Here is a 20924-nt window from a genome sequence, read left to right as displayed (position 1 = left end):
GATTTTACGCTGCTGTTTATCAGATACATAAAAAGCCCCAGTTGCAGATAAAGCCCGGTATGGATTCCCGACATTGCCCAATCAAAGGCTACACTTACAAATCATCAAGAAATGTTTTATCCAACTGCTTGAAGGCGCGTTTAAGCACATCAGCCAAAGATTGGTAGGTCGGCGTTTGCTCAATAGGTGCGACGGCTTGCCCAGCTTCAGCCAGTTTATTCCGCACCTCATGGAACCACTGCAATAATGTCGGTGGTAACGGTGTAATAGCACGTTTACCTAACCACCATAACCCTTGTAGCGGTAAACCGCAGGCAAACAATGCAGTGGCAATGGCTGGCCCTAATTGCCCGCCAAGAGCTATTTGCCAGGTTAATGTAAAGATGGCCAACGGCGGCATAAAGCGGATACCAAAGCGGGTCGCGGTCGCCACACGATTCTCGGGAAACACCGGCGCCAGGCGTTTATCAGCAGGCCAGGTCTTCATATAATGCTGGCCGCGCTGGAGTACCTGAAACCAACTTACGGAATCAGAGGGTTTTGTTGTCATGGCTCACCTCAACTTCACAAACAAAGATTAAAATTTTTTTTGTAATCCACTAACTAAAAATTAGTCTGTTAAATATATTTTGTTTTTAGGCGGCGCTATCGGTATCCTAGTCCGGCCTTTTGGCCGCTAGAAGATGACGCTAAATATGTCAACTTTTTGCAGCATTTAAATCAATTTTGTTAAATCGCGCGGGCTTTTACCACCAGGCGTTAACGTTTGTTCTTAATACTAAATCGGCGATTTTTCCTTCATCATGCATTTTTCGCTATCGCATGATGTTAATCATTAATGTCGACGCCAATATGCGCTACGCTTTTGGATAGATTGACGTTTTATTAACCACGTGTTTTCGCTGTTTTTGTACCTCGATACATTATCTGTATCGATCATGCAAAAAACACATGTCGAACACGACTATAAATAGGTACTTCCATGTCGAGTAAGCTAGTACTGGTTCTTAACTGCGGTAGCTCTTCCCTAAAATTTGCTATCATCGACGCGACCAATGGTGAAGAACACCTCTCTGGTTTAGCCGAATGCTTCCATCTGCCGGAAGCCCGTATCAAATGGAAACTGGACGGCAGCAAACAGGAAGCAGCATTGGGTGCTGGTGCAGCACACAGCGAAGCACTGAATTTCATTGTTAATACTATTCTGGCACAAAAACCAGAGCTTTCCGCTCAACTGACAGCTATCGGTCACCGTATTGTTCATGGCGGCGAGAAATTCACTGCATCAGCTATCGTTACCGAAGAAGTTATTCAGGGTATCAAAGATTCCATCCCGTTTGCACCTCTGCATAACCCAGCTCACCTAATTGGTATCGCTGAAGCATTGAAATCCTTCCCGAATCTGGCTGATAAAAATGTTGCAGTCTTTGACACTGCCTTCCACCAGACCATGCCGGAAGAGTCTTATCTCTACGCCCTGCCGTACAGCTTATACAAAGAAAACGGTATCCGTCGCTATGGCGCACACGGTACCAGCCACTTCTACGTGAGCCAGGAAGCAGCAAAAACTCTGAACAAACCACTGGAAGAACTGAACGTTATTACTTGCCATTTGGGCAACGGCGGCTCAGTTACTGCGGTGCGGAACGGCAAATGTGTTGATACTTCTATGGGCCTGACGCCACTGGAAGGTCTGGTCATGGGCACCCGTAGTGGTGATATTGATCCAGCTATCATTTTCCATCTGTATGATGCGATGGGCATGACCATGGAACAGATCAGCAAACTGTTGACCAAAGAATCTGGCCTGTTGGGCCTGACTGAAGTCACCAGCGACTGCCGTTATGTTGAAGACAACTACGAAACCAAAGCCGATGCACGTCGCGCAATGGATGTGTTCTGCCACCGTCTGGCGAAATATATCGGCGCTTACACTGCACTGATGGATGGTCGTCTGGATGCAGTGGTATTCACCGGCGGTATCGGTGAGAACGCAGCAATGGTGCGTGAACTGACCTTGGACAAACTGGGCCTGTTAGGCTTTGAAATTGACCATGAACGCAACCTGGCAGCCCGCTTTGGTAAATCTGGCACCATCACTAAAGATGGCAGCCGTCTGGCTCTGGTTATTCCGACCAACGAAGAGCTGGTCATCGCACAAGACGCCGCTCGTCTGACCGCATAAGAATTTTTGACATATACCCAAAGTCATTGGAGTTGCAGGTAGGCGGCAAGCGAATAAATCCCGATGAGCTGACTCAGGTCAGTGATTCGGGTGCATGAGTGTAGCCAACAACCCTGCGGCTTCAAGGACGAAGGGCATAACCGAAGAGGTTTAGCCGTGTCCCGTACAATAATGTTGATCCCTACCGGCACCAGCGTTGGTTTAACCAGCGTCAGCTTGGGTGTCATCCGTTCCATGGAACAAAAAGGTGTACGCCTGAGCGTATTCAAGCCAATCGCGCAGCCACGTGCTGGTAACGATGCACCTGACCAAACCACCACTATCATTCGCGCGAACTCCAGCATCACTGCTGCTGAGCCGCTGAATATGAATCATGTGGAAAACTTGCTGAGTTCCAACCAGCAAGATGTGTTGATGGAAGAAATTGTTGCCCGTTACCACGAAAACACCAAAGACGCCGAAGTGGTTCTGGTTGAAGGTTTAGTGCCAACGCGCAAACATCAGTTTGCTAATGCGCTGAACTACGAAATTGCCAAAACGCTGAACGCGGAAATCGTGTTTGTTATTGCGCTGGGTAATGATTCACCAGACCAATTGAAAGAGCGTATCGAACTGGCTCGTTCCAGCTTCGGTGGCAGCAAAAACAAAAATATCACTGGCGTTATCATTAACAAACTGAATGCGCCGGTTGATGAACAAGGCCGTACCCGCCCTGACCTGTCTGAAATCTTTGATGATTCCACCAAGGCCAGTGTCGCGAGCATCGATCCAAAACAGCTGTTTGCCAACAGCCCGCTGCCGGTTCTGGGTTGCGTGCCATGGAGCTTCGAGCTGATTGCGACCCGTGCGATTGATATGTGTAAGCACCTGAATGCGCGCATTATTAACGAAGGCGATATCAGAACCCGCCGCGTTAAATCAGTGACATTCTGTGCGCGCAGTATTCCACACATGCTGGAACACTTCCGCCCAGGCTCTCTGCTGGTGACCTCAGCAGACCGCCCAGACGTGTTGGTTTCTGCTTGTTTGGCAGCCATGAATGGCGTTGAAATCGGTGCTATTTTGCTGACTGGCGGTTATGCGATTGATGAGCCAATCAAAAAGCTGTGTGATCGTGCCTTCCAAACTGGCCTGCCAGTATTTATGGTTGATACCAATACTTGGCAGACTTCTCTGAGCCTGCAAAGCTTCAATCTGGAAGTGCCAGCAGATGACCATGAACGTGTTGAGAAACTGCAAAACTACGTTGCCAGCCATATCAGCAGTGAGTGGATTGATTCTCTGAGCGCCACATCCGAACGTTCACGTCGTCTGTCTCCTCCAGCATTCCGCTATGAGCTGACTGAATTGGCGCGTAAAGCCGGCAAACGCATCGTGCTGCCAGAAGGTGATGAGCCACGTACAGTTAAAGCTGCGGCTATCTGTGCTGAACGCGGTATCGCAACTTGTGTGCTGTTGGGTAATCCTGAAGAGATCCAACGTGTTGCTGCGGCTCAAGGTGTTGAGCTGGGTAAAGGCGTTGAAATCATCGATCCAGTTGCAGTGCGTGAGCAGTATGTTCCACGTCTGGTTGAACTGCGTAAGAGCAAGGGCATGACCGAAGTGGTTGCTCGTGAGCAACTGGAAGATAACGTGGTTCTCGGCACGCTGATGCTGGAGAAAGGCGAAGTTGATGGTCTGGTGTCTGGTGCTGTTCATACCACCGCAAACACTATCCGCCCACCGTTGCAGTTGATCAAAACCGCACCGGGCAGTTCACTGGTATCTTCTGTATTCTTCATGCTGCTGCCTGACCAGGTTCTGGTTTACGGTGACTGCGCGATTAACCCAGATCCAACTGCTGAGCAACTGTCAGAAATTGCTATCCAATCAGCTGATTCTGCGGCGGCATTCGGTATCGAACCGCGTGTAGCGATGATCTCTTACTCCACCGGTAACTCTGGTGCAGGTAGCGACGTAGAAAAAGTGCGTGAAGCAACTCGTCTGGCACAGGAAAAACGCCCAGATCTGATCATCGATGGTCCGTTGCAGTATGACGCGGCAATCATGGCAGATGTGGCTAAATCCAAAGCGCCTAACTCGCCAGTTGCCGGTAAAGCGACAGTGTTCATCTTCCCTGATCTGAACACCGGTAACACCACCTATAAAGCGGTACAACGTTCTGCCGACCTGATCTCCATCGGGCCGATGCTGCAAGGCATGCGCAAGCCAGTTAACGACTTGTCTCGTGGTGCATTGGTAGACGATATCGTCTATACCGTGGCGTTGACCGCAATTCAATCAGCTCAGGCTGACGCTAGCGCATCTTAATTTCACAATTAAGTATGTATAAGAAACACCAACGCCAGCCTCGTGCTGGCGTTTTTATTGCGGGCTTTTTATTGTATTAGGGCAAGAATAGGCACAAAAAAACCGCCATAAAGACGGTTTTTCTGCGCTGGTCCGGTAAGCGGCCTTTCCAGCAGGTTTGTATTGCCGTTGTAACGCAAGCACTCCCCCGTGTTGGGCATATTGTCTTGCTTAGGATTGGCTGTCAAGTTTTTAACAACCCAACATTAGTGTACACTCGCGTCGGGCCTTTTCGCCGCCTTAAGCAAGCGGGCATCGGTTTAAGGAAAGGAGTTCCAACGGCCGTAAACGCAAGCACTCTCCCGTGCTTGTATTCACGGTAGTGTCGCCGATGGTGCTGGCGTGAAGCGGTCTAAGCATGGACCGCACAATGAAACGATACTTTTGTATTGTGCTCGTTGTATTTGGTGCGTTGTTAACATCCTGGAATGGGGGTTGGAGTATTTTCAACAACTCAATCACGGTAATCATCAACACATCAGGCAAGTAAAATAGGTAGCCGTCCTTCGGGGCGGCTTTCCTTCAAGCTTGGCTCTATCTTCAAGTGCTTTGCCGCGGTTCAAATTTATAGCTGAAATTTTGGCTCAAAGACTCGCCATCGTCATCATTATCCAACAGTTCAATTAGCATCTTACCGGCTTCCTTACCCATTTTTTTGTAATCAATGCGCATTGAAGTCAATGTTGGATAGGTTTGATCACAACTATCAGAGCCATCTAAACATGCCACCGCAATGCCGCTTGGGATTCTCAACAATCGGCGCTGGCATTCAAATAATACGCCGAGTGCAATATCTTCGTGACTGCATATCACCGCATCCAATTCTGGCTGGCGCTGGAGTATTTCTGTCAGTGCATAGCGGCCAAACTGCAAACTGGCCGTCTCAGGTGTAGTGACCGTCTGGTCGGCATTTTTATAATGCTCCAACATCGCCTTATGCCAACCATTCAGTTGCTGGCGTTGCAGGCGGTTATCCATATGAGCGCCGATAAAACCAATATGGTGATAACCCCGCTCCAACAAATGACGACTTAACTCATAGGCTGACTCAAAAAAAGCCGCCTCAAGAGTAATTTTGGCCCCTTTGAAATAAGAACCGACCACGTTGACCGTCGGGATATTAGCGCGTTCCAGCAATTGATAGGTTTTCTCTGCCAGCTGAGAGCCAAATATCACTACCGCTGCTGGGTTACTTTGCAGCAATGTCATCAATATTTCCGCTTCTTTGCGCTGGTTATATTCATGGCAACCTAGTAATAACTGAAACTCATTTTTATTCAGAATCTGTTGCAGCGCCTGCATAAATCGGGAACTGGCTTTGTCCGTTAATGACGGAATTAAAACAGCGACAGTATCGCTGTGACCGGATGCTAATGCCCCAGCTGCGCGGTTAGGAATATAACCAAGGGTTTCAACCGCTTGTTCTATTTTTTCACGTAATTTATCTGAAACCTGCTCCGGCGTTCGCAGCGCTCTGGAAACAGTCATCGACCCTACCCCGGCGTAATTCGCCACATCCGATAGAGTGACCCGCCCGGTATTACGGCGCTTGCGCGTTTTTTCCATGCTGATTTCCTGCCTGATTAAAATTCTTGTCTGAGTAAAACCTTCCCACACTGGCCCTCGACAATACATTGCATTGTATATGGCTTATTTGGAGATAGCCAAAGCCCTTGGTGTGACAAATGATAGCGCTATCACAAATTTTGATAGCGCTATCAGGTAGCGCTATCAATTGAGAGATCCATCACATTAATGCCAGTGATAACTATCTACTCTCACGTTAACAGTCATCGGGAGTCATATATATCATGTTAAAAACACTGTTAACGCCAGACGTCATTCAGGTCGTCAGCCAGGCAAAAGACTGGCGTGATGCCATCGCGATTTCATGTCAGCCACTGATTGATAATGGCTCGATTGAAGCCCGTTATGTCGAGGCAATTTATCGCTCCCATGAGGCTATTGGTCCTTATTACGTGGTCGGGCCGGGCATTGCCATGCCGCATGCACGCCCGGAAGAAGGAGCCAATAAACTCTCTCTGGCCTTAACCGTCATCACCGAGGGCGTCACTTTCCATGCTGAAGGTAATGATCCGGTAAAACTGCTCATAGTGTTAGCGGCGACAGACAGTACTAGCCACATCGAGGCTATTTCTCAACTCGCTCAGTTGTTCGATAACGATAACGATGTACAAGCCTTACTTAATGCCAAAACGCAGCAGGATATCCTATCCGTTATTGCGCGTTATTAATCTCAGCATTGAGTTCGGATAATAATTTCAAGGGGAAAGAAAATGAAAATTACAGTGGTTTGCGGTAACGGTTTAGGTACCAGCCTGATGATGGAAATTAGCATCAAAAATATTCTGAAAGAATTGGCGGTCAATGCAGAGGTGGACCATGTGGACCTAGGGTCTGCCAAAGGAACACCCAGTGACATTTTCATCGGTACTAAAGATATCGCCGAGCAATTAGTTGCTCAAGCTGTGGGCGGAAAAATCGTGGCACTGGACAATATGATCGACAAGAAAGCCATGAAAGAGCGTTTGTCTGTGGCATTAACCGAATTAGGCGCTTTGTAACAGGAGGCTGGCATGGATTTCTTTCGCTTTTTAATGAGTGATGTTCTTTCCGAACCAGCGGTGCTGGTTGGTTTGATCGCTTTAATCGGCCTGATTGCACAGAAAAAACCGGTCACGGAGTGCATTAAAGGCACCGTAAAAACCATTATGGGTTTTGTGATTTTAGGTGCCGGTGCTGGCCTGGTGGTTTCATCTCTGGGTGATTTCGCCAACATCTTCCAACATGCATTTGGTATTCAGGGTGTTGTGCCAAATAACGAAGCCATTGTGTCCGTGGCACAAAAGAGTTTCGGTAAAGAAATGGCGATGATTATGTTCTTCGCTATGGTTATCAATATCCTGATTGCTCGCTTTACGCCGTGGAAATTCATCTTCCTGACCGGTCATCACACGTTGTTTATGTCGATGATGGTAGCTGTCATTCTGGCGACCGCCGGGATCAGTGGTGTCACTTTGATTGTGATCGGTTCTCTGGTTGTTGGGGTTGCGATGGTGTTCTTCCCGGCCATTGCCCATCCTTACATGAAGAAAGTCACCGGTTCAGATGATGTGGCAATCGGCCACTTCTCTACTCTGTCTTATGTATTAGCTGGCTTTATCGGCAGTAAGTTTGGCAATAAAGAACATTCGACTGAAGACATGAATGTGCCAAAAAGTCTGTTGTTCTTACGCGATACGCCGGTCGCTATCTCCTTTACCATGTGTATCATTTTCATCGTCACCTGCCTGTTCGCTGGGCCGGAAGTGGTGAAAAGCCTGAGCGGTGGTAAAAACTGGTTCATGTTCTCACTGATGCAATCCATTACTTTCGCTGCGGGTGTATACATCATCTTGCAAGGTGTGCGTATGGTTATTGCCGAGATAGTGCCAGCCTTCAAAGGGATTTCCGACAAGTTAGTGCCAAATGCTAAACCTGCACTGGATTGCCCGGTCGTGTTCCCTTACGCACCCAATGCGGTATTGGTTGGTTTCCTGAGCAGCTTTGCTGCCGGTCTTATCGGTATGTTCGCGCTGTATTTGATGAACATGACCGTCATTATTCCAGGTGTTGTGCCTCACTTCTTCGTCGGCGCTGCCGCAGGGGTGTTTGGTAATGCTACTGGTGGGCGTCGTGGTGCAATTTTGGGTGCCTTTGCTCAAGGTTTACTGATTACCTTCCTGCCAGTATTCCTGCTGCCAGTACTGGGTGATATCGGATTCGCCAACACAACGTTTAGTGATGCGGACTTCGGTGCGCTGGGTATTCTGCTTGGGATTATTGTTCGATAATCAGTAGGATAAGCTCAAAAAAAAAGCCCTGACTGATGTCAGGGCTTTTTTATGGCTGAATGAGATTAATCTTCGCGCGGTGTGATTTTACCGTAATCCTGCTCGTTGTTACGGGTTAACCACAGCGATAATGCTTTCAGAGAATCCGGCGTGAACTCGTCGCACCGCGCGGTAATTTCCTCCGGCAGCATCCAACGGACTTCATCTATTTCTTCCGCCTGCAATGCAAATGGACCGTGTGAAACACAACTGAACAAAGCCCCCCACACGCGGCAACACTCTTCTTCAAAGTAGAACTGACCATGCTCAGCAAAAGGCACGCCAGCAATGCCTAACTCTTCTTCCGCCTCGCGCCTTGCAGATTCAAGGTAGTTTTCACCACTTTGCACCACACCACCGGCAGTTGCATCCAGTTTCCCGGGATAGAAATCTTTGCTCTCAGTACGGCGTTGTACCAGTATTTTGCCCATTCCGTCGTGCACCACAATATAGGTAGCACGGTGGCGTAGTCGTTGAGCTCTCATTTGTTGACGACTGGATTGAGCAATCACTTCATTTTGCTCATCAACAATATCAACCCACTCGATGACTGCTGCTGGATTTTGCTCCACCATCCTCTGAAACCTTCTATCTGGGCGCGATTAGATACGCGCAATTGTTAATCAAGAGTTTATAACTCGTTATATTATTTAGTTTTTAATGACAATTGGGTGACAGGCTCATCATTTTGTAGGGCCAGAACCTGTAAAACTCCCCCATCCAACATGCCATAACTCGCCGGGTATCCCCCTTTTGGGATGCTGACTGAACCGGGATTAAAGCATATGACGTCATCTTGCCACTCAGCTTGCGGTAGATGAGTATGACCATAGACTAAGACATCGCCCTTGCGCAATGGGGGAAGCGCAGCCGGGTGATAAAGGTGACCATGCGTCAAAAATAAACGTGTTTCTGGCATAATAATCTGCTGCCAACCGGCCATGATAGGGAACTGTAATAGCATCTGATCGACTTCGCTATCGCAATTACCCCGCACAGCAATAATCTGGTTTTTATAGGGATTAAGACATTCTGCAACAGCTGCCGGCTGATAACCTGTCGGTAACGCATTACGCGGCCCATGGTTGAGCAAATCCCCCAATAACACCAGCCATTGCGCGCCACTGCGGTCAAAGATTTCCAGCGTTTTTTTAGTGGCCGGTAGCGACCCATGCAGATCAGAAGCAAACATTAACTTCATGGTATCGTCGTCTCTTAGGTCTAATCTCAGTCAGTCTGGCGACACCTGCCGCCATAATACGTAATGAGAACTCAATGTGGCTTCATTCTATCATCCAATCCGTCAGATTAATCCGAGAAAAGCCACTATCCACCATAAGAAAATTTTATCGTAAAATACTTTTATCGTAAAAAAATACAATGCCGACATAAAAGAATAATGTCAGCATTGCGCAAGATAGAATGGAAGAGGGTTGGTTAGAGCGAGGATTGCGATACCAATTCATCCAGTGTCAACTGATTGAATAGATATCCTTGCATAGCATCAATATTACTGCCTTTAAGTTGCTCCGATTCATCCTGATTTTCTACGCCAACCACAATCACCCCGAGACAATATTTCTTAATGTTATTAATCAAAATCGGGAAGGTATGCTTATTGTGCTGCCAGAAGAAATGCTTATCAATCTTCACATATTCGAAAATATTGGCAGTTACCGCATTTAAGGTAGAGCCACCGCTGCCAAGGTCATCCAGCCATAGCGGATAGCGCTCAGCCAGATCGCGTAATAATGGGTTATTCATTCCATCAGATAAATTGGAGAATGTCTCCATTATTTCCAAACGCAAGAAAGGTAATTCATCCAGCATTTGACGAGTTGATTGATCTGTAACAATCACACTTGCCAAGTCAAAATCAATATTAATTGAAAGCAAAACGTTGTGAGTGATAAACCAATCTTTATAAGCCTTCACTGCACGTAATTGGTCATGGAATAAATCGGTCTTTCCATCAACATCCAATTTATTAATAAAATTTTCAACATCAATGGGTAAATCTACCGATTTAGCTGAAAATCGGCTCAATAGCTCCACAGCTAATAAACTACCGTCTTGCCTATGTATAGGCTCACACACATAAGAACAATTAACTTCAATGTTTAGCTTCATGCGCACCTGAAAAGTGTATGGACAACAATGAGGCAGCAACCTGACCTCAATCGCAGGATTGATCAGCCGCCGTGAGTTTTTATGAAATACTCAGCTTTTATTTATAAAATATCCAACATTACAAGGTGAAAGAGGCAAGTGGCCTCTTTTCCATACCGATGAGTATATTGGCTCTGGCAGAAAAGCGCGAATCCAGAGTTTTGTCGTCATCGATATGGCTTATAACCCTTGTTCGCGTTCAGAAACAATAAAGTAGATAGTCCTAACAGTTCTACTACATAATGGGTAATAGCCGAGTATTCAGTACTGTATTAATCGGATAGATCAGCAAATTTATTTAGTTATTATTTTTTATTTTGTTAAAAATTTCACTCAGGATGTGCTCAGCGTCGTGGGAGAAGAACGCAAGATAATCTATGCTAAAAAAGAAACTAGGCTACTGCTATCCCCAAAGAACGTGGAGTTGCAGGTAAGCATCAAGTCAGAAGGGCATATATGGAGATTGGCTATGCGTATTGTAATCACTGGAGCTACAGGACTGATCGGGCGCAGTCTGACCGCATTCCTTTTATCGCAAGCCCATCAAATAACAGTGTTAACCCGCGATCCGCAGCGAGCAAATGATGTTCTTGGTTCGCAAATCACCTGCTGGTCAACATTAGATGACCAACATGACCTCAATAATTTTGATGCCGTTATCAATCTGGCGGGCGAGCCTATTGCGGAAAAGCGCTGGACGCCGCAACAGAAAGAGATCTTATGTCAGAGTCGCTGGCAAATAACGGAAAGACTGGCAACATTAATTAGGGCCAGTAGTCAGCCGCCAACCGTCTTTATTTCAGGATCAGCCGTCGGGTTTTATGGTGACCAAGGACAAGCCGTCGTCACCGAAGATGAAGCCCCTCATGATGAGTTTACTCATATGTTATGTGAGCGCTGGGAGAATCTCGCTCGGGCTGCCGAAAGTCAGCATACTCGGGTTTGCCTTCTACGCACTGGCATCGTATTGGCTCCGCATGGTGGAGCATTAGCTAAAATGGTACCACTGTTGCGCCTTGGGCTAGGTGGCCCAATCGGGGATGGTCGCCAATACCTGCCGTGGATACATATAGATGATATGGTTCATGGTATTCATTATTTACTAACCACCCACGGCCTTAGCGGCCCATTTAATATGGTTTCCCCTTACCCGGTCCATAATGAGCAATTTATTGCCACTCTGGCCGAGGTATTAGATCGCCCAGCGGTGATACGTACCCCTGCTGCTGCAATACGTTTATTACTGGGGGAATCTGCCGCATTGGTATTAGGTGGGCAGCGGGCAATTCCAAAACGGTTGGAAGAAGCCGGTTTTGCATTCCGTTATTTCGAACTGGAAGAAGCACTGCGTAATGTGCTGAACAAACCCATTCCATAAAATATCTCTGCTTCAAGTCCATTCTTGCAGAATTAAATGATTTTGCAGGAGGAATATATTGCGGGGAATTAATATAACTATGAGATGAACATTACGCTCATCTCATGGGAATAAATCACTTCAATGCACCAGAAAGAAACTGCTGCAAACGAGGGCTTTTAGGATTACCAAACAGCTCGGCGGGCGGGCCTTCTTCTTCGATTAATCCTTTGTGCAAGAAAATAACATGGCTGGAAACATGGCGGGCAAACTCCATTTCGTGGGTCACCACTACCATGGTTTTCCCCTCTTCTGCCAGTTTCTGCATAATTCGCAGAACTTCCCCAACCAATTCTGGATCCAGCGCAGAAGTCGGCTCATCAAATAGTAATACATCCGGCTCCATCGCCAATGCCCGCGCAATAGAGACACGTTGCTGTTGACCACCGGAAAGATGTACTGGATATTTAGCCCGCGCACGCTCATCAATACCGACTTTATCCAGATAACGGATAGCACGTTCTTTGGCTACTGATTTACTCAGTCCTAATACCTGCACCGGCGCTTCCATCACATTTTCCAATACTGTCATATGGCTCCATAAATTAAAATGCTGGAATACCATCGTCAGCCGAGTGCGTAGTAATTGCAGTTCTTTTTTATCAAAAACCTTTAATTGTCCGTCTTTATCGCGCACCAGTCGAATATCTTGATTATTGACACTGATCGACCCTTCGCTAGGTTTTTCCAGGAAGTTGATACAACGTAAAAAGGTACTTTTCCCTGATCCTGACGAACCAATAATAGAAATAACGTCCCCCGCTTTGGCTGAGAGTGAAACGCCTTTTAACACCTCATGTTCCCCATAATGCTTATGCAATTCGGTCACAGACAGTTTGGTTTCAGCTATTTTAGGTTTTAGTGTGTCAGTCATAGTGTTTAATGTGTCAGTCATAAGGTTCTCCGTACTTAATGCGATGCCTGAGGTTTTATATGTGCCAGCCAACGTTTCTCTGCCTGGCGGAACAGGCTAATTAGCGTAAAGGAGATAATCAGATAAAGTACGGCAGCAATACCAAAAGCATAAAACGGCTGATATGTCGCAGCGTTAATATCACGCGCTATTTTCAGTATATCTGGCACCGTGGCGGTAAAAGCCAACGCGGTAGAATGCAGCATTAAAATAACTTCATTACTATAGGCGGGTAAAGCAATACGCAGTGCGGAAGGTAAAATAATGCAACGATACATTTTAAAGCGCGAGAAACCATAGGCTCTTGCTGCTTCAATTTCACCGTGTGGTACTGATCGAATAGCACCGGCGAATATCTCAGTGGTGTAAGCACAGGTATTTAGCGTCAAGGCCAAAATAGTACAATTCAATCCACTGCGGAAGAATGCATTGAGTAGATCGTTGCCTCGGACTATCTCCAGGCTGTACATACCGGAATAGAACACCAGCAATTGCACGTATAACGGCGTACCGCGAAAGATATAAGTAAATATCCACACTGGTAAGCGAATCCAGCGCCGCTCGGCGACACGCGCTACCGCCAACGGAATAGCTAGCAACCCGCCCATCACAACTGAGGTGATTAATAACCATAGTGTAACGGCCATGCCGGTAAATCGATAACCGTCACTCCAAAGCAAGGCTTGCCAATATTGATGTAGGATTTCAATCATAGTTCGGCCCTCTTCACTCCGTGAGAATAGCGCCGTTCCAGCCACAGTAAAATACCATTGGATAGGGTGGTAAAAATGAGATAAACCACGCCCGCCACCAATGCGAAGAAGAATGGTTGATAAGTCCCCTTTCCAGCCAACTGAGTTGCTTTAACGACATCATTCAATCCCAGAATAGAGACTAAAGCTGTCGCCTTGAGAATAACTTGCCAATTATTACCAATGCCTGGCAACGCATAACGCATCATGGCAGGAAACATAATTCTGCGGAAAATCTGGCTGGAAGAGAAACCAAATGCTCTGGCGGCTTCAATCTGGCCGTTTGGAACCGCCATATAAGCGCCACGGAATGTTTCAGTGAAATAAGCACCATAGATAAAACCAAGGGTGATAATCCCAGCTGAAAGAGGATCAATATTGATTTGTGCAAAACCAAGGGATTCAGTAATGCTATTTAGGACTATCTGCAAACCATAAAAGATAAGCAACATCAAAACTAAATCAGGGACACCACGTATCAACGTGGTGTAGCACTCAAATAAGCCAGATAACAGCCGATTTGACGATAATTTCCCACCGGCACCTATTAAGCCGATAATCACTGACAGTAGCACTGAGCACAGTGCCAGCTCCAGTGTCACCAGCGCACCTTCAAATATCAGTTTGGAATATCCATCCAGCATCTGGGTTATCCTATTCTACTGAGTAAGGAGTCTGGTTAATTACTTTGGCTAGTCGCTATAACGGCCTCTGCCTATTTAGGCAGAGGCTGTTACCACCAGCGGGATTAACCGCCGTAAACATCAAAGTCGAAATATTTTTTCGCGAGCTTGTCGTAGGTACCATCTTTGCGCATTTCTGCAAAGGCTTTATCCAGCGCCGCTTTAAGTTCTGCGTCATCTTTACGCAGGCCCATACCCGTACCTACACCAAAGAATTCATCATTTTTAACTGATGGGCCGGCGAAGGCATAACCCTTCCCTGCTTCTTGTTTCAGGAAACCCTCACTGCCAGCGACTTCATCCTGGAAAGCAGCATCAATGCGGCCAGAGCTTAAGTCAGAGTAAATCAAATCCTGATTCTGATAGGCGACAACATCAATGCCTTTTGGCTGCCACTCAGCATTAGCAAATGCTTCCTGAGTCGAACCTTGTAATACACCAACACGTTTGCCTTTCAACGCCACCAATGTTGGCTCAATTTTGCTGTCTTTTGGCGCGATCAAACGAGCATTAGCTGCATAAAGTTTGTCGGTGAAGGCGATTTCTTTTTGGCGTTTTTCAGTAATTGAAAGTGAAGAGATAATGGCATCAATCTTTTTAGCTTTCAGTGATGGAATAAGTGCATCGAAATCACTTTCAACAAAAGTACATTTAGTATCAATACGATTACATAACTCTTTGGCGATATCGATATCAAAACCTACCAACTCACCACTGGCATTTTTTGATTCGAAAGGAGCATAAGTTGGATCTGTACCAATTTTGATATCTTTAGGAATAGCAGCAAAAGCAGTGCTGGCAGCAGCCAATGCTAATACGAGAGGCAGAACCAAAATTTTCTTATTCATACATAACCCTCAAATTGATTTTCGATGCCACAAAGCGCGTTAGTTTTCTGTACAACCCTTAGCGTCCATAAATCTACGTTTCCATAAATCGATGTGCAGTAATCGTGCCAGTAATCATTGGCGGAAAAAGCAAATTTCATTACCGCTTGCCTGGCACAACAACCACTAAAAGTGGGCTTAGGGTCGTAGGGAGAAACTGAATACGAAATCTATGCAACAGTTCGCGATCTGAAACAGCATCATTGTGGTGCATAATGCGCCCTATTTCAGTGCGATGTTGCACAAATGTATCAATTGAGTGAGAAATGTTAACTAGTGCCTTGCCAACGAATAAATAGATCTTCGGGCAACTCAATATCGAATTGATCGATAACCCGATTAACCGTTTGATCGACCAGGTCTTGGATAGTCTGTGGGCGGTGATAAAACGCTGGCATCGGCGGCATAATGACCGCGCCCAACTCAGCAGCCTGCACCATTAGCCGTAAATGACCTAAATGCAGCGGCGTTTCACGCACGCACAGCACCAGTGGGCGGCGCTCTTTCAGTATCACATCAGCGGCGCGAGTCAATAAGCCATCGGTATAGCTATGGACAATGCCAGATAGTGTTTTGATTGAACAAGGTAAAATAACCATCCCGCAGGTCTTAAATGACCCCGAGGAAACACAAGCTGCAATATCGCGCGAATCGTGCACCACATCCGCTAGCGCCTGCACATCCTTGACGCTGAAATCTGTTTCAAGTGCTAACGTCTGGCGTGCCGCATTACTGAGAATCAAGTGCGTTTCCACCCCCTCGACCTGTCGTAGCACCTGTAACAAGCGAACACCATAAATGGCACCGCTGGCACCGCTAATGCCAATAATAAGTCGTTTCATGGGAAAGTCCCTCAAGCTGGCTTTATGCCTTATAAATTAAGCATAACATAAAGAAATATGGCGAGACTTTGCCGTATCCGAGATCAATTAGCAAATTATCGCCCGCCAATTTAGCCCTAACATCTTGAGTTCTGTTGGCAACAAAAAAGGTGCACCGCGCCTGCACGCTGGTTGCACCTTTTTGATTCACACTCACCTTTTCACTAAGTATACCCAGGTATACCCAAAATAATTCGAATTGCAGGAAGGCGGCAACGAAATGAACCCAAGGAGTTGAGATAACTCAATGACTTGGGTGAGTGATGGCAGCCAACGCACATGCAGTTTGAAGTATAAAGGGTATATTACCCTTCGTTATGCATCTCCAGGTTTTCCGCTTCGTTATGACTACGTAATGCTTGCGCATCGTCGTTACGTAACGATTCCAGATACTCCAGATAGCTTTGATCCACATCTTTAGTCACATAAACGCCGTTAAAGACTGAGCACTCGAACTGAGTAATATCTGGGTTATCTTCGCGTACCGCCTCGATAAGGTCACTAAGATCCTGGAAAATCAGTGCATCCGCACCAATCAACTGACGAATCTCATCCACTTCACGCCCATGTGCAATTAATTCATTAGCACTTGGCATATCGATGCCATACACATTCGGGAAACGAATTTCAGGAGCGGCAGAGGCGAAATATACTTTCTTCGCTCCAGCTTCACGCGCCATTTCAACAATCTGTTCTGACGTGGTACCGCGCACAATAGAGTCATCCACCAATAACACGTTCTTATCGCGGAATTCTGCACGGTTGGCATTCAGCTTACGGCGCACAGATTTACGACGTTCCTGCTGGCCCGGCATGATAAAGGTACGGCCAACATAGCGGTTTTTCACAAACCCCTGGCGGTAGGGCTTATCCAGAATACGGGCGATTTCCAGCGCGATATCACAGGAAGTTTCCGGGATAGGAATAACAACATCGATATCCAGGTCTTCCCACTGTTTGGCAATTTTTGCGCCTAACTTCTGGCCCATACGCACACGCGCACTGTAAACAGAAATTTTATCCATAAAGGAGTCGGGGCGAGCAAAATAAACATACTCAAACAAGCATGGATTGTATTTCGGATTTTCAGCACACTGGCGAGTGAATAATTGGCCTTTCTCGGTGATATATACCGCTTCACCCGGTGCAACATCACGCAGGAATTCGAAACCAAGGGTATCCAACGCCACACTTTCAGAAGCGACCATGTATTCATTACGACCATCAGCGAGGGTGCGTTTCCCCATAACCAGCGGGCGAATACCGTTAGGGTCACGGAAAGCAACCATACCATGACCAATGATCATCGCGACGCAAGCATAGGCACCACGAATCAATTGATGTGTAGCGGCAACAGCGGCAAAAATGTTGTCAGATTCCAACGGATAATGCTGGAAACGGTCCAATTCGCTGGCAAAAATATTCAGCAGAATTTCTGAGTCAGAAGTGGTGTTCACATGACGGCGAGAAACTTCGAATAATTCCTTTCTCAGCTGGTGAGCGTTAGTCAGATTACCGTTATGGGCCAAAGTGATGCCAAACGGTGAGTTAACGTAGAAAGGTTGAGCCTCGGAAGCACTGGAGCTGCCTGCTGTTGGGTAACGAACATGGCCAATACCCATATTCCCCTGTAAGCGCAGCATATGCCGGGTTTCAAATACATCCTTCACCAAGCCGTTTGCTTTACGCAGCCGGAACCCATTATGGGCATCAATGGTAACGATGCCCGCAGCATCCTGGCCTCGGTGCTGAAGCACCGTCAACGCATCATAAATCGACTGGTTTACCGGTGCAAAACCGGCGATACCGACAATACCGCACATGTTGTCTTTTCCTCATAAGCCGCTCCGAATCGGTAATTGATTCGGTAAGAAACTCGACGTGCTCTGTAGGTAGTCAAAGAACCACCTGATGATATAACTGAACTGCGGGATTAATTGTGACTGCTTCCAGTCAACACTTTGCGAGAAGCCGGTAAACGTATCCAGAAAGAACAACATGGCCGAGACAATCAGAACGCCTCGCAGCGCACCAAAACAGATGCCCAGCACCCTGTCAGTTCCTGATAGCCCCGTTCGTTCAACCAGCGAACCTATCACATAGTTAACAATAGCCCCGACGATCAATGTCGCGATGAACAAAATGCCGATAGCAATTCCGTTACGAACCACTTCATCCTCAAAACGGGTAAAGTAGATAGCAAGGTAACTGTAAAAATGGCTGGCAACAAAAAACGCACATCCCCATGTTACAAGTGACAATGCTTCACGGACAAAACCCCGGATTAAGCTGACTAAAGCAGAAAATCCGATAATCCCTATAATGACGTAATCAATCCAGACCATGACTATTCCAATGACGAAATCGCCGCTGCATCCTGTTCGCGGCGAATTCTAACAGAAAAAGAAAACGTTTGCGTAGAGGAATTATTACCGGCGACAAATTAAAGTGCGGCGATTTTAAAAACAACAATCGCCGCACAAACTTAACGCGAAAAACCCTATACACCCTGATGTCTTAACCTTTAATCAAACTTTAGCGCCCCGTGCCATAGGGCTTAACCTGCCCATTCAGACCACTTAATGAATTAAGCTCTGGCAAGGCCGATTGCAGTTTCTGTTTTGACGCATCAGGCCCGACATACACGCGGGTAATCTGGCCTTGAACCGGTGTCGCTGGCACCGTAAATGCGCGATGACCAGACAAACGCAGCGTCGCAACAATTTCATTCACTTTGGCCGCATTTTTCAGCGCCCCCAGTTGGACGACATAGGCCTGCCCCACTGGCGCTTTTTCTTCAGCAACCGGTTTGCTTTCTGGTTGTACTTGCGGTTTAACCTCAGGTTTTGGCTTAACTTCCTGCGGTTTCTTCTCGACCGGTACTGGCTTGACTTCTACTGGCTTAACCTCGGCTGGTTTTTTCTCGACAGGTTTCACTTCAACCGGTTTACTTTGTACCGGTGGCGGTGCCACGATAGTCGGTTCAGAAGGCAGGTTACCGGCATCATTAGCGGCCTGAGAGGCGGAATCATCTTTAGGGACTGCCACGGCTTGCGCTGCACCTTCCGGCGGCGCAATAGGCAGGGGCTGACTGACCGGTGGAACCGCATCAATCTCCTGACTATCACCGGGTTTTGGCACTAATGGGATGGCAGCAAACTCATCCTCATAATGCTTCTTTTTACCATCCAGCAGCCCCGGCAGTACAATCACGCCTAACGCCACCAGAATTATGGTCCCGACTAAACGGTTCTGGAACTTACTTGCCACTCGCACTCCCCATTTCAATGTCTTGATAAACTCAAGCTGTTACAAATCCATTGCTGCCATAACATGAGCAACCGTATGGAAAGAGCCACAGACAATGACCACATCCTGTGGTTCTGCATCCTGCATGGCCTGACGCCAGGCAGTTTCGACATCACTAAACTGGCGTGATTGCGCCAAATGCTCAGCTAATTGCTCCGCGCTGGCCCCACGCGGTCCTTCCAGCGGCGCACAGTACCATTCATCGACTTGCTCAGATAAACACGCCAGCGTACCACCAATGTCTTTATCCGATAACATTCCAATCACCGCGCGCACTTTGCCCTGTTTGGGCAGTTGAGCCAGTTTATCAGTCAAATAACGCGCTGCGTGCGGATTGTGAGCAACATCCAAAATCAACAACGGCTGCTCACTGATTATCTGAAAACGCCCTGGTAAACTGGCGGCCTGTAGCCCCTGACGAATCACGTCTTCGCTCAAGGACAATCCAGAATAATGCAATACTGCCAGAGCCGTCGCAGCATTAGCTAGTGGCACATTCGGTAGTGGCAAATCGTTCAGTTGGCGATCACCGCATAGCCAGTTCCAGCCATTTTGGGGTTGATCAAAGGAGCCATATTGGCTGAACTGCCAGGCAACATCGCGTTGATACAGGTGCGCACCGAGTGTTGCCGCAACATCTGCAATCGACTGCGGCATATCAGGCTCCCCAACGACTGCCGGTTTACCCGCACGGAAGACACCGGCTTTTTCACGGCCAATGCTTTCTCTGTCGAAACCCAGCCAGTCAGTGTGGTCGATCGCAATGCTGGTAATGGCGGCAACATCTGAATCCACAATATTTGTCGCATCCAAACGCCCACCCAGCCCGACTTCCAGAATTACCACATCAAGCTTAGCCTGCTTAAACAGTTGCAGGGCAGATAAGGTGCCAAACTCGAAGTAAGTCAGTGAGATATCTTTGCGCCCAGCTTCAATTTTAGCAAAAGAATGGCTGTGCTCCGCTTCAGGCAATTCTTGCCCCTGAATACGGACGCGCTCGGTGTAACGCAAAAGATGAGGTGAGCTGTAAACCCCGACCCGCAGACCCGCTGCCAGTAAAATTGATTCCAGGGTACAACAAGTGGTGCCCTTGCCATTGGTACCGGCAACGGTAAAGACTTTAGGAGCAGGCTTAAGCAAGTCCAAACGCTCAGCAACCTGTTTAACACGTTCCAATCCCAGCTCGATTGGCTGAGAATGCAAGCGCTCAAGATAGTAAAGCCACGCGGCCAAAGGCGACGTGGCTTGGGGAGTTTGATGGTTTTTCATAAGTCCCGTCACTGACCTTTATACCCATCATACTTCAAGCTGCATGTGCGTTGACTGCTTTCATTCACCCGAATCATTGACTAGCGTCAACTCATCGAGATTCACTCAATTGCCGCCTTCCTGCAACTCGAATTATTTTGGGTAAATATTTTCTTTTTTAAAGCTATAAAGCTTAAGTTGCGACAATGCACGATAACCGGGCACCACCATATCAGGG

General features: G+C 47.1%; 20 protein-coding genes. 6 read left to right on the top strand and 14 right to left on the bottom strand.

The genetic code is table 11. The features are described 5' to 3' along the window. Window positions 1–94: 94 nt before the first annotated feature. Window positions 95–550, bottom strand: coding sequence for a terminus macrodomain insulation protein YfbV (yfbV, locus tag QSV56_RS00820; protein ID WP_046694795.1), 456 nt, complete (start codon window positions 548–550; stop codon window positions 95–97). 432 nt (window positions 551–982) lie between these two features. Between yfbV and ackA the strand changes: the two genes are divergently transcribed. Further along, window positions 983–2185, top strand: coding sequence for an acetate kinase (ackA, locus tag QSV56_RS00815; protein ID WP_005171756.1), 1203 nt, complete (start codon window positions 983–985; stop codon window positions 2183–2185). Between the two features lie 171 nt (window positions 2186–2356). Further along, the gene (pta, locus tag QSV56_RS00810; RefSeq protein ID WP_019082007.1) at window positions 2357–4495 is read left to right on the top strand and encodes a phosphate acetyltransferase; all 2139 of its coding nucleotides are present in this window, start codon (window positions 2357–2359) and stop codon (window positions 4493–4495) included. 579 nt (window positions 4496–5074) lie between these two features. Here the strand turns inward: pta and QSV56_RS00805 are convergent. Further along, window positions 5075–6100: a LacI family DNA-binding transcriptional regulator gene (locus QSV56_RS00805; protein ID WP_026018278.1), complete on the bottom strand. Its 1026-nt coding sequence runs from the start codon at window positions 6098–6100 to the stop codon at window positions 5075–5077. A gap of 245 nt (window positions 6101–6345) precedes the next feature. Between QSV56_RS00805 and QSV56_RS00800 the strand changes: the two genes are divergently transcribed. From QSV56_RS00800 to QSV56_RS00790, 3 genes are read left to right on the top strand one after another with little or no spacing between them, the layout of a single operon-like run. Beyond that, window positions 6346–6789: a PTS sugar transporter subunit IIA gene (locus QSV56_RS00800; RefSeq protein ID WP_005166808.1), complete on the top strand. Its 444-nt coding sequence runs from the start codon at window positions 6346–6348 to the stop codon at window positions 6787–6789. A gap of 42 nt (window positions 6790–6831) precedes the next feature. Continuing rightward, the gene (locus QSV56_RS00795; RefSeq protein ID WP_019082005.1) at window positions 6832–7119 is read left to right on the top strand and encodes a PTS sugar transporter subunit IIB; all 288 of its coding nucleotides are present in this window, start codon (window positions 6832–6834) and stop codon (window positions 7117–7119) included. A 12-nt stretch (window positions 7120–7131) separates the two neighbouring features. Beyond that, a complete protein-coding gene (locus QSV56_RS00790; protein WP_005277900.1) occupies window positions 7132–8388 on the top strand; it encodes a PTS ascorbate transporter subunit IIC in 1257 nt (418 codons plus the stop codon). Window positions 8389–8453: 65 nt separating this feature from the next. Here QSV56_RS00790 and yfcD read toward each other — a convergent pair whose 3' ends face one another. The 3 genes from yfcD to QSV56_RS00775 form a co-directional block, all read right to left on the bottom strand. Beyond that, entirely contained in the window at window positions 8454–9002 is a 549-nt protein-coding gene (gene yfcD, locus QSV56_RS00785) for an NUDIX hydrolase YfcD (RefSeq protein ID WP_011815932.1), read from the bottom strand. Window positions 9003–9073: 71 nt separating this feature from the next. Beyond that, window positions 9074–9628, bottom strand: coding sequence for a phosphodiesterase (gene yfcE / locus QSV56_RS00780; protein ID WP_005158446.1), 555 nt, complete (start codon window positions 9626–9628; stop codon window positions 9074–9076). 236 nt (window positions 9629–9864) lie between these two features. Next, the gene (locus QSV56_RS00775; protein WP_019082003.1) at window positions 9865–10557 is read right to left on the bottom strand and encodes an EAL domain-containing protein; all 693 of its coding nucleotides are present in this window, start codon (window positions 10555–10557) and stop codon (window positions 9865–9867) included. A 508-nt stretch (window positions 10558–11065) separates the two neighbouring features. On the opposite strand from QSV56_RS00775, the gene QSV56_RS00770 reads away from it, so the two are divergent. After that, a complete protein-coding gene (locus tag QSV56_RS00770) occupies window positions 11066–11974 on the top strand; it encodes a TIGR01777 family oxidoreductase (RefSeq protein ID WP_046694794.1) in 909 nt (302 codons plus the stop codon). Between the two features lie 115 nt (window positions 11975–12089). On the opposite strand, the gene hisP is transcribed toward QSV56_RS00770, so the two are convergent. From hisP to folC, 9 genes are all read right to left on the bottom strand, one after another. After that, complete coding sequence (gene hisP / locus QSV56_RS00765; protein ID WP_005171791.1) at window positions 12090–12887, bottom strand: histidine ABC transporter ATP-binding protein HisP; 798 nt, start codon at window positions 12885–12887, stop codon at window positions 12090–12092. Between the two features lie 35 nt (window positions 12888–12922). After that, the gene (locus tag QSV56_RS00760; protein WP_005158455.1) at window positions 12923–13639 is read right to left on the bottom strand and encodes an ABC transporter permease; all 717 of its coding nucleotides are present in this window, start codon (window positions 13637–13639) and stop codon (window positions 12923–12925) included. Then, window positions 13636–14322: a histidine ABC transporter permease HisQ gene (locus QSV56_RS00755; RefSeq protein WP_019082000.1), complete on the bottom strand. Its 687-nt coding sequence runs from the start codon at window positions 14320–14322 to the stop codon at window positions 13636–13638. Before QSV56_RS00755 ends, QSV56_RS00760 begins: the two co-directional genes overlap by 4 nt. A gap of 104 nt (window positions 14323–14426) precedes the next feature. Continuing rightward, on the bottom strand, window positions 14427–15209 hold the full coding sequence (hisJ, locus tag QSV56_RS00750) for a histidine ABC transporter substrate-binding protein HisJ (protein WP_005158461.1): 783 nt from the start codon (window positions 15207–15209) through the stop codon (window positions 14427–14429). Window positions 15210–15517: 308 nt separating this feature from the next. Further along, window positions 15518–16090, bottom strand: coding sequence for a UbiX family flavin prenyltransferase (locus QSV56_RS00745; protein ID WP_019081998.1), 573 nt, complete (start codon window positions 16088–16090; stop codon window positions 15518–15520). Window positions 16091–16434: 344 nt separating this feature from the next. Further along, on the bottom strand, window positions 16435–17952 hold the full coding sequence (gene purF, locus QSV56_RS00740; protein ID WP_005158469.1) for an amidophosphoribosyltransferase: 1518 nt from the start codon (window positions 17950–17952) through the stop codon (window positions 16435–16437). Window positions 17953–17964: 12 nt separating this feature from the next. Further along, window positions 17965–18474: a colicin V production protein gene (gene cvpA / locus QSV56_RS00735; RefSeq protein WP_005158480.1), complete on the bottom strand. Its 510-nt coding sequence runs from the start codon at window positions 18472–18474 to the stop codon at window positions 17965–17967. A 190-nt stretch (window positions 18475–18664) separates the two neighbouring features. Further along, a complete protein-coding gene (dedD, locus tag QSV56_RS00730) occupies window positions 18665–19399 on the bottom strand; it encodes a cell division protein DedD (protein ID WP_046050569.1) in 735 nt (244 codons plus the stop codon). Between the two features lie 39 nt (window positions 19400–19438). Then, complete coding sequence (folC, locus tag QSV56_RS00725) at window positions 19439–20707, bottom strand: bifunctional tetrahydrofolate synthase/dihydrofolate synthase (RefSeq protein WP_050122554.1); 1269 nt, start codon at window positions 20705–20707, stop codon at window positions 19439–19441. Window positions 20708–20924: the final 217 nt, after the last annotated feature.

This window comes from Yersinia sp. 22-579 (assembly GCF_030433455.1).
Lineage (GTDB): Bacteria > Pseudomonadota > Gammaproteobacteria > Enterobacterales > Enterobacteriaceae > Yersinia > Yersinia enterocolitica.
Note: the sequence above shows the minus strand (reverse complement) of the source record. Positions and strands in the feature narration are given on the sequence as shown.

What these genes read in the sequence shown, in the direction of transcription:
- yfbV (WP_046694795.1), bottom strand. Translation starts at nt 550, where the DNA reads ATGACAACAAAACCCTCTGATTCCGTAAGTTGGTTTCAGGTACTCCAG.
- ackA (WP_005171756.1), top strand. Translation starts at nt 983, where the DNA reads ATGTCGAGTAAGCTAGTACTGGTTCTTAACTGCGGTAGCTCTTCCCTA.
- pta (WP_019082007.1), top strand. Translation starts at nt 2,357, where the DNA reads ATGTTGATCCCTACCGGCACCAGCGTTGGTTTAACCAGCGTCAGCTTG.
- QSV56_RS00805 (WP_026018278.1), bottom strand. Translation starts at nt 6,100, where the DNA reads ATGGAAAAAACGCGCAAGCGCCGTAATACCGGGCGGGTCACTCTATCG.
- QSV56_RS00800 (WP_005166808.1), top strand. Translation starts at nt 6,346, where the DNA reads ATGTTAAAAACACTGTTAACGCCAGACGTCATTCAGGTCGTCAGCCAG.
- QSV56_RS00795 (WP_019082005.1), top strand. Translation starts at nt 6,832, where the DNA reads ATGAAAATTACAGTGGTTTGCGGTAACGGTTTAGGTACCAGCCTGATG.
- QSV56_RS00790 (WP_005277900.1), top strand. Translation starts at nt 7,132, where the DNA reads ATGGATTTCTTTCGCTTTTTAATGAGTGATGTTCTTTCCGAACCAGCG.
- yfcD (WP_011815932.1), bottom strand. Translation starts at nt 9,002, where the DNA reads ATGGTGGAGCAAAATCCAGCAGCAGTCATCGAGTGGGTTGATATTGTT.
- yfcE (WP_005158446.1), bottom strand. Translation starts at nt 9,628, where the DNA reads ATGAAGTTAATGTTTGCTTCTGATCTGCATGGGTCGCTACCGGCCACT.
- QSV56_RS00775 (WP_019082003.1), bottom strand. Translation starts at nt 10,557, where the DNA reads ATGAAGCTAAACATTGAAGTTAATTGTTCTTATGTGTGTGAGCCTATA.
- QSV56_RS00770 (WP_046694794.1), top strand. Translation starts at nt 11,066, where the DNA reads ATGCGTATTGTAATCACTGGAGCTACAGGACTGATCGGGCGCAGTCTG.
- hisP (WP_005171791.1), bottom strand. Translation starts at nt 12,887, where the DNA reads ATGACTGACACACTAAAACCTAAAATAGCTGAAACCAAACTGTCTGTG.
- QSV56_RS00760 (WP_005158455.1), bottom strand. Translation starts at nt 13,639, where the DNA reads ATGATTGAAATCCTACATCAATATTGGCAAGCCTTGCTTTGGAGTGAC.
- QSV56_RS00755 (WP_019082000.1), bottom strand. Translation starts at nt 14,322, where the DNA reads ATGCTGGATGGATATTCCAAACTGATATTTGAAGGTGCGCTGGTGACA.
- hisJ (WP_005158461.1), bottom strand. Translation starts at nt 15,209, where the DNA reads ATGAATAAGAAAATTTTGGTTCTGCCTCTCGTATTAGCATTGGCTGCT.
- QSV56_RS00745 (WP_019081998.1), bottom strand. Translation starts at nt 16,090, where the DNA reads ATGAAACGACTTATTATTGGCATTAGCGGTGCCAGCGGTGCCATTTAT.
- purF (WP_005158469.1), bottom strand. Translation starts at nt 17,952, where the DNA reads ATGTGCGGTATTGTCGGTATCGCCGGTTTTGCACCGGTAAACCAGTCG.
- cvpA (WP_005158480.1), bottom strand. Translation starts at nt 18,474, where the DNA reads ATGGTCTGGATTGATTACGTCATTATAGGGATTATCGGATTTTCTGCT.
- folC (WP_050122554.1), bottom strand. Translation starts at nt 20,707, where the DNA reads ATGAAAAACCATCAAACTCCCCAAGCCACGTCGCCTTTGGCCGCGTGG.